We start from the raw sequence: 11,886 nt of genomic DNA, 5'->3' as shown, positions 1-11,886 counted from the left end.
GCTACCAGTACTTTACATACCCACAACCCCGCAAAGACTATCCCCGAAGATTCTCCAAGTCAAGCAGTTTGTCAGGTAACAGGCAGGGCAACTTCTTCGCCAAACTTACCTCTCTCGACGCCGTTGAAGACCTCGGTCTTTTGCTGGACCATGTAAAGAAAATGCAGTTTGAATTTTCGTTGGCTATCCTTTAAAAACTGCACAGGCAATAATAGCTGAACCCTATTTGTGATTGTGCATTAATTCCCCCATAAGCATATCTCGTGCCAGTTTTTTATAGCCTAGGGGAATCAGTACCTTGGATCTATCCGCCTATTTCAGTGCAAATGATGTGTAAGAAAATCTGACAACTCAAGGTTATAATCCGACCACACGGATGAGCTTGCAAATGCCCATATTATTTCTTGACGAGAAGATCCTCGTCTATCCTCGGATTACTCCGCTTGCAGCTCTTGCATGTATTCAGGCACGCACGCAGCGGATACAATTATTCCTGCATTTCCATGGAGGGGTGGGGAAATTGTTTGGGCAAGGAATAGGCCGCAATCAGCCAACCATTGCACTTTACGAAAATAAGCCGCGCTGACTGTACAGTCGTTTCGCTTGCCGCTTTCCAACAGTGAAAGCTGCAGTTCTTCTCACTTCCATTTCGGGTAATACGCCTTTAATCCCTTCCCTGGCATGCCCATCATACGCGTCGCGCTTGATATTCCGCTGAATATTTTGTTCGATTACCTTGCATCGGATATTGAGGTAACGGAGCAGGATATCGGCGCTCGTGCGCTCGTCCCGTTTGGGAAAAATATGATGACGGGAGTAATTATGGAAGTGACTACTCACTCTTCCGTCTCGTATTCCAAACTCAAGCGCGTGGCCCATATATTTCGGGACATCCCGCCGCTGCCCCGGGCATTGCTCGACCTATTTCGTTTCTGCAGCGAGTACTACCATCATCCCCTGGGGGAGGTGGTGATGAACGGACTGCCCAACAGGCTGCGCAGCAGTAAACCCTTCGTGCAAAACGTCCCCCCTGTTTCTCGATACTGCCTCACCACTACAGGACGTGCAACTGACATATCGGCTGTTCCCGCCCGCCAGGTGGTCAAACACAGGCTTTTGGCGAGGCTGAGAGAGTCCGGCGCAACAATAAGCATTAGCGAGGCAAAACAACTTTCACCGCGGGCGCCCAAGGCCCTGAGAGAATTGGTAACACTAGGATGGGTTGAAGAGATATCTGCTGCTCCGCCCGCCGCTCCAGCTTCCAGCGAGAAAATACTGCCGGCCCCCGCCCTTACTACCGCGCAGGAAAATGCCTTCAATGCGATTGCTCCCAGGATAAATGAGTTCAATACCTGGCTATTGCACGGGGTTACGGGCAGCGGAAAAACCGAGGTATATCTCCGGCTGATTTCGCTGCTGTTGGGGCAAGCGCGGCAAACGCTCGTGCTGGTCCCCGAAATCAACCTGACACCGCAGCTGGAAGCAATCTTCCGTGCACGCTTCCCTGCCCTGAAGCTGATAAGCCTCCATAGCGGACTTAGTCCCTCTGAGCGCGCGACCGGCTGGCTGCAAGCGCAACAGGGCGAAGCCGAAATAATCCTCGGCACTCGCCTCGCCATATTCACCGCGCTGCCAAGGCTTGGACTGATAATTGTGGATGAGGAGCAGGACGCCTCGTTCAAACAACAGGATGGCTTGCGCTATTCGGCGCGAGACGTAGCCATCTTTCGTGCCAAGCATGCGGACGTGCCAGTGATACTGGGCTCCGCCACACCGTCCCTTGAGAGTTATTACAATGCAACCACCGGCCGCTATCTCAGACTGCGGCTGCCGTCCCGCGCGGTCGAGAACGCCGCTCTGCCCATAGTACGCTGTATCGACACCCGTGCCGCGAAGACTAAGGAAAGTTTTTCTGCGCCCATGATTGCCGCGCTGGAGAGATGTCTCACGTTAAATCAGCAAAGCCTTGTTTTCATAAATCGCCGTGGTTATGCGCCCGTATTACTCTGCAGGTCATGCGGCTGGACAGCGGCCTGTCACCGCTGCGCCAGTCGACTGGTGGTACACCTGCGCGATAAAAAACTTCGGTGCCATCATTGTGGTCATCAGGAACGGTTTCCCCATGTCTGTCCCGAATGCGGAGATCAGGATATCGCCCCTTTCGGTCATGGCACACAGCGGGTGGAGGCTGCATTGGCAAATCATTTCCCCGATGCGCGAATCATGCGTATCGATCGCGACAGTACGAATCGGAAAGGCGCCTGGCAACAAATGTTGAGAGACATTCAGGAACAACGCGTAGACATTCTGGTTGGAACTCAGATTCTCGCGAAAGGGCACGACTTTCCAAATCTGTCTCTGGTGAGCATTCTGAACTCGGACGCTTCCCTGTTCAGTACGGATTTTCGCGCATCGGAGCGGTTGTTTGCGCAACTCATGCAAGTTGCAGGTCGCGCCGGACGCGCCGGTATCCCTGGAGAAGTGCTGATTCAAACGGAGTTCCCCGATCACCCTCTTTACCATGCATTGCGGCGGCACGATTACGACTTGCTGGCGCAGACATTGCTGGAGGAAAGAAGGACTGCAGGGTTCCCACCGTTCGTCTATCAGGTTCTATTACACGCGGAAGCACCCAGGATCGATGCCGCGCTCAGTTTTCTCGCGAACGCGGCAGCAGTAGCGCAAGCGCCGAAGCAGATAGAGGTATTCGATCCGGTCCCGGCACAAATGGCACGGCTAAAGGGAATGGAACGGGCATATCTGCTGGTACAATCCCGCTCGCGCCGCAAATTACAGGAATTCCTGGCCCCCTGGCGCGCAAAGCTGGACACATTCTCCAACCGCAAGGTGCGTTGGACTCTGGACGTGGATCCGCAGGATTTCTGAGCTTGAAGAGTATTTTACCGGCCGCCGCGGAAACTCTTCCGTTAGTCCTTCAGGTTTGACGAGGATATCCGGGATCGGGAGGGCTTGGCCGGCCCCGCCGCGTTCGCAGCCATTGAGCTGAAGAGCCGCTGAGGCGGGTGTTTTGATTTATACTCATTATTTCACGAGCATGACGGAAAGAATGCGGCAACGAGCGCTGCAAGAGAGCGGCGTGAAAAGCTGTATCACTTCCATGCCAACAAGACACTGACAATACATCATGGCAGCTTCCAAAAAGAGCGTGGCACCGGTTGAAAGCACAACCACCTGGTCGGGACGCTTTGACGAACCGGTCTCGGAACTGGTGCAGCGGTATACCGCGTCAGTGGATTTCGATCGGCGGCTGGCGGACTACGATATCCGGGGGTCGCTCGCTCACGCGCGCATGCTCGCAGCCAGAGGCATCATTGGTCCGGATGACCTGGCTGCTATCGAACTGGGTCTGGGCCGGATTCAGGAAGAAATCCACAATGGCGATTTTGTCTGGCGGCTGGAACTGGAAGACGTGCATCTCAATATCGAGAGGCGTCTCACAACCCTGATAGGCGATGCCGGGAAAAGACTGCACACGGCACGATCACGCAACGATCAGGTCGCTACCGATGTGCGGCTCTACTTGCGCGCCTCGATCGACAATATTATCGGCCTCATCCACGCAATGCAGCATGCGCTGCTCGATCTCGCGGAAAAGCACGTGGACACCGTGATGCCCGGTTTCACTCATTTGCAGGTAGCGCAGCCGGTGGTCTTCGGTCACCACCTCATGGCGTATTTCGAAATGCTGAAACGCGATGCCGAGCGCTTGTCCGACTGCAGAAAGCGCGTGAATAAGCTGCCGCTGGGTGCCGCGGCGCTGGCAGGAACCAGCTATCCTATCGATCGAGCGATGGTGGCGCGAGAACTGGATTTCGATAGCGTTTGCGAAAACTCTCTGGATGCGGTTTCCGATCGGGATTTCGCGATTGAATTCTGTGCCGCAGCCGCCCTGGTCATGACACATCTGTCGCGATTATCGGAAGAACTGATTTTATGGATGAGCCCCTCCTTCGGCTTCATCGATCTTGCGGACCGATTCTGTACCGGTTCGTCCATCATGCCCCAAAAGAAGAATCCCGATGTGCCCGAACTGGTTCGCGGCAAGACCGGGCGCATCAATGGGCATCTGGTGGCCCTGCTTACGCTGATGAAGGCTCAGCCGCTTGCATACAACAAAGACAACCAGGAAGACAAGGAACCGCTATTCGATACGGTGGACACGCTGACCGACACGCTGCGTATCTACGCCGATATGCTGGCCGGTATCCGCGTCAATGAGCGGGCAATGCGCAACACCGCAATGCGAGGCTATGCGACTGCCACGGATCTGGCCGATTATTTGACCAAAAAAGGCCTCCCTTTCCGCGAGGCGCACGAAGCTGTGGCGCAGGCGGTGCGCTTTGCCGAAAAGAATAGACGGGACCTGAGCGCACTTACCCTGCCGGAACTGCAGCAATTCTCCCCGCTGATTGCCGACGATATCTTCGCGATGCTGACGCTGGACGGTTCGATAAATAGCCGTAACCACGTGGGTGGAACCGCGCCTCCGCAGGTGAGCGCGGCCATTGGGCGCGCCAGGGAATGGCTATCCTCAAGCAGCACACCGACGGTCCCGTAAACTTCTCCGCTTATGCTGCCCTGGACTGAAATCGGCGCGCAAATCTCCAGTTCCACCGGCATCCCGTTCGCCGTAGGCAAAATTTCGTCCGTCGGCGGCGGTTGCATTAATCAGGCGCATCGTATTGAAGACAACGGCCGGCGATTTTTTGTCAAACTGAACCATGCAGACGGCCTTTCGATGTTCGAAGCCGAAGCGGCAGGTCTTCACGAAATCCACAGCTCCCGCACCCTCCGGGTACCTGCGCCGGTATGCTGGGGAAAAAACAGTTCTACGGCTTGGCTGGTGCTGGAATATCTGGAGATGGGCAAGGGTTCACGCAGTAGTGCGGCGACGTTGGGATCGGGCCTTGCCGCAATGCATCATTTCTCTTCGGAAAAATACGGATGGACGCGAGACAACACGATCGGCGCGACGCCGCAAATTAACATATCTTCGTCCAACTGGATTGAATTCTGGCGTAAATACCGTTTAGGCTATCAGTTGCGATTAGCCGCGGTGAATGGACACTCGGGGCGCTCGGGACGATTGCAGACACGAGGCGAACGGCTGATGGAGCAACTGGATTGCTTTTTTCCAGTGTCACAACCGGTTGCGTCGCTATTGCACGGCGATTTATGGAGTGGCAATTATAGTTTTGATGAGGCAGCCCAACCGGTAGTATTCGATCCGGCCGTATATTACGGCGATCGCGAAACGGATGTTGCCATGACCGAACTTTTCGGCGGGTTCCCCGATGTTTTTTATGCAGCTTATCGAGACGCCTACCCGCTCGATCCGGGCTATACCACGCGTAAAACGCTATACAACCTCTATCACATACTGAACCACCTCAACCTGTTTGGCGCCGGCTATCTGCGTCAGGCGGAGCAAATGATCGATAAGTTGCTTGCGGAAGTCAGCTAAGGAAATCCTGCACGGATTCTTGTGCCCGCCCGCATATGTCAGCAGCATGCAGGGCAATAAGCGCAGGCATTGCGCTGTCGCTACATGCCTGCCGCAAAAACGGAAATGACGACAACCTATGCTCGAAGGAATCAGCTTGTTCATCCATCGAGAGTCTCGAATACCAGTCCGGCATGCTCCCGCATTCTGTGAAACCGTATGGATTTCCAGCTTTCTTCCGCCACGCTCAGTTCCGCCCCATAGGAGGCCAGAAAGGTCGGTGCAGCGACAACATCATAGGCGATCCGATGCGCGTTGGTATCGATGAATCGTTTAAGTTCGCGCGGGTCATCCGCAGTGACCCAGCGCGCCAACTGGTACTTCGCGGGTGCGAGCCGGGCATCCACACCATATTCATGCTTGAGCCGGTGCGCTACCACCTCGAACTGCAGAGTGCCCACCGCGCCCAGCAGCAAGGTACCTCCCCAGTGAGGACGAAACACCTGAATCGCGCCCTCCTCACCAAGTTGCGCGAGCCCCAATTTAAGCTGCTTGCTGCGCATCGGGTCGGCAATCTCGACGGTCTGGAAAAGTTCCGGCGCGAAAAACGGCAAACCTGTAAACTGCAGCCGCTCGCCTTCTGTCAGCGTATCTCCCAGTTGCAGCGTCCCATGATTGGGAATCCCGATGATATCGCCGGGATAGGCAATGTCCAGCAAGTCGCGCCGCTGGGAGAGGAATGAGACGACGCCGTTGGTCCGGATATCCTTATCATTACGCACTATCCTCAGGTTCATGCCGCGCACGAACCGGCCCGAGCAAATTCTCACGAACGCAATACGATCCCGGTGAGCCGGGTTCATATTGGCCTGAATCTTGAATACCACGCCTGAAAACTTCGGTTCAGCAGGTTGTACGCGGCGTTGCAAGGCGCTCCGCGGTCCAGGCGGCGGCGCGAGATCGACCAGCGCCTCAAGCACCTCGCGAACGCCAAAGTTATTGATGGCCGAGCCGAAAAATATCGGCGTCTGCCGACCTGCGAGGAATGCCGCATGACTGAATTCGGGTGAGGCACCGCGTATCAATTCGACTTCCTGCTGCACCTTGGCGGCGTTGTCCGCAAAGCGTTCCGCGATAGCGGGATTGTTCAGGCCCTCGATGATTTCGTCCTCGTTATCCAACCTGTCCGACCCCGGCCGGAAAACACGCATGCTATCGCGCCTCAGATCAAATACACCATTAAAACCACGGCCCATACCCATTGGCCAGGTAAAAGGCACCGCGGCCATGTCCAGCGTTCGTTCAATCTCGTCGATAAGGTCGAGTGGGTCACGCACTTCGCGGTCCATTTTATTCACGAAAGTGATGATGGGCGTATTACGCGCGCGGCAAACGTTCAGCAGTCGCAGCGTCTGGGCCTCCACGCCATTGGCAGCGTCGATCACCATGAGGGCGGCATCCACGGCAGTCAGAACACGATAGGTATCTTCGGAAAAATCCTGGTGTCCCGGTGTATCCAGTAAATTGATGACACAATCTCCGTACTCCATCTGCATCACCGAACTGGCTACCGAAATACCGCGCTGCTTCTCGATCTCCATCCAGTCGGAAGTGGCATGACGGCTTGCCTTGCGCGCCTTGACGCTGCCCGCGATATGAATCGCCCCGGCAAACAACAGCAGTTTCTCGGTAAGCGTCGTCTTGCCGGCATCCGGGTGAGAAATGATGGCAAACGTACGGCGACGTGCGACTTCCTGACCAACCATATACATATTCCTTATGCTTGTGCTTGTGCTTGTGCTTCCAGATGCGCTCAATCCTGTTCCTGAGGATAAAGATAACAGCGCGCTGTATGCGATGAACTGAATGTGCTTGTTGCCGGATACGCTTCGCGGCAGACCGGCATGACGTGGGGGCAGCGGGGATGAAAGTGGCAGCCTGATGGTGGATGGGAGGGAGATGGCATATCTCCATGAAGGTGTATGACCTGACGTTTCGATTCAGGTTCAATTACCGGAACCGCCGACAGCAGGGCCTGCGTATAGGGATGCCGGGGGCTGGTCAAAACTTCATCCACGCTGCCGCGTTCCACTATTCTCCCCAGATACATCACGGCCACTTCATCCGCAATATATTCCACCACTGAAATGTTGTGCGTGATGAACAGATAGGCCAATCCCAGATTATTCTGCAGTTCCTTCAACAGATTTAAAATCTGCGCCTGTACCGATACATCCAGGGCGCTTGTCGGCTCATCGCATACGATCAGTTTTGGGTTGACGGCCAACGCGCGGGCAATGGCGATACGCTGCCGCTGGCCGCCCGAAAACTCGTGCGGATAACGCCATTTCGTTTCCGGCGATAGCCCGACACTGTCCAATAGCTTGTCCACCTTGTTTCTATCGGTGCCGGATAGACGCTCAGCATGGCTTGCTTTGCTGTCGTTTTCGATATTCAGGGCGTTCATTCCCTCTTCGATAATATCGATGATACGCATTCTCGGATTGAGTGATGAATACGGATCCTGGAATATAAGCTGGAGCTCGGCGCGCAGCTTTCGCAACCGGTTGCGTTCCAGCCCTACCAGCTCGAGCCCGCCATAGCGCACGCTGCCCCCGGTGGGGGGAATCAGTTGCAGGATACCCTTGCCAACCGTGGTTTTTCCGCAACCCGATTCCCCTACCAACGCCAACGTCTTACCTTGGCAAATCTCGAGGGACACGCCATCGACCGCTTTGACATATCCCGCCACATGTTTCATGAAACCCTTGTGGATGGGGAAGTAAACTTTCAGGTCGGTCACGGACAACAAGCATGAATCCGCAACTCCGGATTCATGATTCAGCAACCCGGTTCCGGTATCCGTATCGGACTTATCCGGCTTTCCTGAATTCTGCGCAGCGGATTCCCGCCTTTCATCCTTGAATTGTTGCTCCCGAACGCCAGATCCCCAATTCTGGTTAAAAAGATGACACCTTACCTGCTGTTCACCGGCCAGCGCGGTCCATCCCGGCGCGACCTCATGACATAATTCCCAGGCATGATCACAGCGATCCGCAAAACGGCACCCCACGAATTCATGTGACAGGGGCGGTACGTTTCCGCTGATTGCGGCCAGGCGCAAACCCTGCCGCCGCTTATCCCTTCCCGGCAAGGACGCGAGCAACTTCCGTGAATAGGGATGTGCGGGACCACGGAAAAACGCGTCGCGCGTCGCTGTCTCCACGATTTCTCCGGCATACATTATCCCCACCCGATGCGCTATCTCCGCTGCCACGCTGAGATCGTGAGTAATGAATAGGATGGCCATGCCGTCGCGCTGCTGCAGATTACGCATCAGGTCAAGTACCTGCGCCTGAATGGTTACGTCCAGCGCGGTAGTAGGCTCATCGGCGATAAGCAGTTCAGGTTCTCCTGCCAGTGCCATGGCTATCATCATCCGCTGCTTCATTCCGCCCGAAAACTGGAACGGATACTCATTCATGCGCCTTGCCGGATCAGGTATTCCCACTTGATTCAGAATTTCCTGTATGCGTTTTTGTGCCACCGCACCGCGTAAATTGAAATGCCGCTGCAACACTTCGCCAATCTGATCCGCCACGGTCATGACTGGATTCAGGCTTAGCATTGGCTCCTGAAAAATCATGCTGATGCGCTTTCCGCGAATGCCGCGCATGGCGGCCTCAGGCAGCAGAAGCAGATCCTCTCCGCCGAGTCTGACGGAACCCCCCAAAATTTCCCCCGAGTCTGGCAGCAATCGCATAACGGACAGGGCAGTTATGGATTTTCCGCAGCCGGATTCACCCAGCAGCGCGAAAGTCTCACCCCTCATGATCTGTAGTGTAAGTCCATCCACCGCTCGCACCGGCGCTGCCTCCGTGTAGAGAATGGTCTCGAGATCGTTGATTTGCAAAACCGCATTCATGACGGAAGAGAACCCTCGGTCCTGGTGGGAGAAGATTTGGCTTCTGGCTCTTCTCTGCGTTTGCGCCGCAATGCTCCAACTCTCGCCGACAGGGTCTTCACTCGTGGATCAAATGCATTTTGTACCGCATCGGCAAACAGATTAGCGCTCAAGACCAGGGCAAACATGAAACTGAAGGCCGCAAGCAAGGACCACCATACCATTGGGTCCCGTGCCATTTCCAGACGTGCCGCATTAATCATGGTGCCAAAACTGATGGTTGAAGGATCAACGCCAACGCCTACGTAAGACAGCACAGCTTCAGCGAGAACCAGGCCGCTGAAATCCATCACCGTAGTAATCAGCACGATATGCATCACGTTGGGAAGAATGTGGCGGCTGAGAATTCGCCAGTGGGAAACACCGAATGCGTGAGCCGCCTGGATATATTCCATTTCACGCAACTTCAGCGTTTCGCCGCGCAGCAGGCGGCACAACCCGGTCCAGCTCGTCACCCCGAGTATGATGCACAGAAACAGCAGACGCAGATCGGCGCGGGACGCGACCGTATCGAACAGCTCCGGGTGCGTCTCCATGTATACCTGCGTCATCAACACTGCCGCTGCAATAAGCAGAACCCCGGGAATTGAACTCAGCGTGGTATACAGATATTGAATCACATCATCCACCCAGCCTCGAAAGTAGCCGGCGGTGATGCCCAGGAGCAGTGCAAAAGGAAGCATCATCAATGTAGTGAGCGTCCCGATCACGAGTCCGGTGCGGATGCTTTTCAGGGACTGGTAGAAAACATCCTGCCCTACCTTGTCAGTGCCCAATATATGGTAGCTTCCGCATAAGGCCAGCGCCGCACCGCACATTACCAGGATGAGCGCCAGTGTGATGCATGCCGCGTTCCAGGGAATGGCGGTAGCACCGCGCCTGATAGCGGAGAGCATTGATAGAAATGCTTCACCGCTGCGGCGTGCCAATAACAGGGCCAACGACGCGACAGCCAGGCACCAGAAGAACAGCCCAAGACCGCCGCCCGCTGCCGCTCGCCAGGCGATATCGGTGACAAGCTGCGTTTCTGGATCCTGCAAATGCGCTGCGCCGAATTTCAGGCGGGGAAATTCCCGTGTCTGCCCGCCGCCCGGATGCTCTATTGTTTCTCGAGCATAAAGATATGCGGCAAACGGTGCTGAATAAGTCTTTTCCACCTGTGTCCGCAACGGGGTCGCGATCACGTCGAACAAGCTTAGGACTTCCACACTATAAGCTGTTTCGCCGCCGCTATTATTCTCCACTGCGGGACGTAAATGCACCGTGTCAAGTAAACCTATAATCACAAAGAATACCAGCACCGTGAGCGCCGCCATGCCGCTTGCACTATGACCGACACGGCGCCACGGCGCCCAGAGATGCTCGTTTCTCCGTACGTGCCAGGCAAACAGGATCAGCGCCGCAACCAGGAGGTAGACGAGCGCATCTGTCCATAGAATTACGGGTTTGAAAGACATCAGCGCGCTTGTTGGGATACCATTATTCCAACCTGATCCTGGGGTCCACCAGCGTATAGGAAATGTCTGTCAATATCAGCCCGACGATATAAAGCAGCGATCCGAGAAAAACCATGGCCCGCACTACTGCGAAATCCTGAGAGTTGATTGCATCAATGGTATAGCTGCCCAATCCGGGTATACCAAAAAAAGATTCGGCAATCAGGCTACCGAGAAAAAGCAGCGGAATCACGACTACCGCTCCGGTGAGTATGGGAATCATGGCGTTTCTGAGCACGTGCCCAAACAGTACGATACTTTCCGGCAAGCCCTTGGCCCGGGCGGTACGGACATAGTCTTTACCCATTTCTTCCAGAAAGAGGGTTCGATACCAGCGGGTATTGGCGCCAGCGCCGCTTATCACGCCGATAATCACCGGGAGGACGAGAAATTTGGCGGCATCCAACCCTTGACCATAACCTGATATCGGCACTAGATGCCACAATTTGCTGATCAGAAATTGTCCGGCGATAATGTAGAATAAACTGGAGATGGACATTAGCGCGACGCATAGTACCACACCCCAGAAATCCACGTAGGTGGCCCGAAAAAACACCATTATCAGCGCAAAGACTATATAGACGCCCAACCCCAGCAGAAATACCGGCAGTGCGATGGCGAGGCTGGGCACCATCCGGCTTTTGATTTCATAAGCAATATCCCGTCCATCATCGGCGCGACCGAAACGGAAAGCAAACATGGCAGCCGACTTCTCAAAAAAAATAGTATTCGTCAGTTTTGCGAAACCCTCGTCGCTGCTGCTGAACATCAGCGGCTTATCGTAGCCGCGCTCCTGCTTCCACTTGGCAATGGCTTCGGGGGTAACGCGCTTGATCCCCAGTTGCATTCGCGCCATATCATCGGGCGTGTTCACCACGAAGAATAAGGTGAAGGTAATCAGATTGACGCCGATCAGAATGGGAATCGCGTACAGCACGCGCCGGATAATGTAATTAAGCATT

8 protein-coding genes are annotated in these 11,886 nt (G+C 55.0%); 4 read left to right on the top strand and 4 right to left on the bottom strand.

What is annotated here, in order from left to right:
* The 4 genes from BMX66_RS15845 to BMX66_RS14405 all read left to right on the top strand — a co-directional run.
* On the top strand, positions 1-194 hold a 194-nt coding region (locus BMX66_RS15845; RefSeq protein WP_218142104.1), incomplete at its 5' end, for a hypothetical protein.
* 487 nt (positions 195-681) lie between these two features.
* The gene (locus BMX66_RS14415) at positions 682-2,886 is read left to right on the top strand and encodes a primosomal protein N' (RefSeq protein WP_090883419.1); all 2,205 of its coding nucleotides are present in this window, start codon (positions 682-684) and stop codon (positions 2,884-2,886) included.
* Positions 2,887-3,145: 259 nt separating this feature from the next.
* Positions 3,146-4,579, top strand: coding sequence for an argininosuccinate lyase (gene argH / locus BMX66_RS14410; protein ID WP_090883417.1), 1,434 nt, complete (start codon positions 3,146-3,148; stop codon positions 4,577-4,579).
* Positions 4,580-4,591: 12 nt separating this feature from the next.
* Positions 4,592-5,485, top strand: coding sequence for a fructosamine kinase family protein (locus BMX66_RS14405; RefSeq protein WP_090883415.1), 894 nt, complete (start codon positions 4,592-4,594; stop codon positions 5,483-5,485).
* Between the two features lie 140 nt (positions 5,486-5,625).
* On the opposite strand, the gene BMX66_RS14400 is transcribed toward BMX66_RS14405, so the two are convergent.
* Genes BMX66_RS14400 through BMX66_RS14385 form a run of 4 tightly spaced genes read right to left on the bottom strand, consistent with a single transcriptional unit; the run spans position 5,626 to position 11,885 of the window.
* Positions 5,626-7,230: a peptide chain release factor 3 gene (locus BMX66_RS14400; RefSeq protein ID WP_090883413.1), complete on the bottom strand. Its 1,605-nt coding sequence runs from the start codon at positions 7,228-7,230 to the stop codon at positions 5,626-5,628.
* Between the two features lie 47 nt (positions 7,231-7,277).
* On the bottom strand, positions 7,278-9,389 hold the full coding sequence (locus BMX66_RS14395) for an ABC transporter ATP-binding protein (RefSeq protein ID WP_090883411.1): 2,112 nt from the start codon (positions 9,387-9,389) through the stop codon (positions 7,278-7,280).
* A complete protein-coding gene (locus BMX66_RS14390) occupies positions 9,386-10,885 on the bottom strand; it encodes an ABC transporter permease (RefSeq protein ID WP_090883410.1) in 1,500 nt (499 codons plus the stop codon). Before BMX66_RS14390 ends, BMX66_RS14395 begins: the two co-directional genes overlap by 4 nt.
* A 22-nt stretch (positions 10,886-10,907) precedes the next feature.
* Positions 10,908-11,885 (bottom strand): ABC transporter permease, encoded by a 978-nt coding sequence (locus BMX66_RS14385; protein WP_090883408.1) that lies wholly within the window; start codon positions 11,883-11,885, stop codon positions 10,908-10,910.
* Position 11,886: the final 1 nt, after the last annotated feature.

Origin of the sequence: Nitrosovibrio sp. Nv6, assembly GCF_900110495.1 — a bacterium.
Taxonomy (GTDB): Bacteria; Pseudomonadota; Gammaproteobacteria; order Burkholderiales; family Nitrosomonadaceae; genus Nitrosospira.
Note: the sequence above shows the minus strand (reverse complement) of the source record. Positions and strands in the feature narration are given on the sequence as shown.

What these genes read in the sequence shown, in the direction of transcription:
- BMX66_RS14405 (WP_090883415.1), top strand. Translation starts at nt 4,592, where the DNA reads ATGCTGCCCTGGACTGAAATCGGCGCGCAAATCTCCAGTTCCACCGGC.
- BMX66_RS14385 (WP_090883408.1), bottom strand. Translation starts at nt 11,885, where the DNA reads ATGCTTAATTACATTATCCGGCGCGTGCTGTACGCGATTCCCATTCTG.
- BMX66_RS14415 (WP_090883419.1), top strand. Translation starts at nt 682, where the DNA reads ATGCCCATCATACGCGTCGCGCTTGATATTCCGCTGAATATTTTGTTC.
- BMX66_RS14400 (WP_090883413.1), bottom strand. Translation starts at nt 7,230, where the DNA reads ATGGTTGGTCAGGAAGTCGCACGTCGCCGTACGTTTGCCATCATTTCT.
- BMX66_RS14390 (WP_090883410.1), bottom strand. Translation starts at nt 10,885, where the DNA reads ATGTCTTTCAAACCCGTAATTCTATGGACAGATGCGCTCGTCTACCTC.
- argH (WP_090883417.1), top strand. Translation starts at nt 3,146, where the DNA reads ATGGCAGCTTCCAAAAAGAGCGTGGCACCGGTTGAAAGCACAACCACC.
- BMX66_RS14395 (WP_090883411.1), bottom strand. Translation starts at nt 9,389, where the DNA reads ATGAATGCGGTTTTGCAAATCAACGATCTCGAGACCATTCTCTACACG.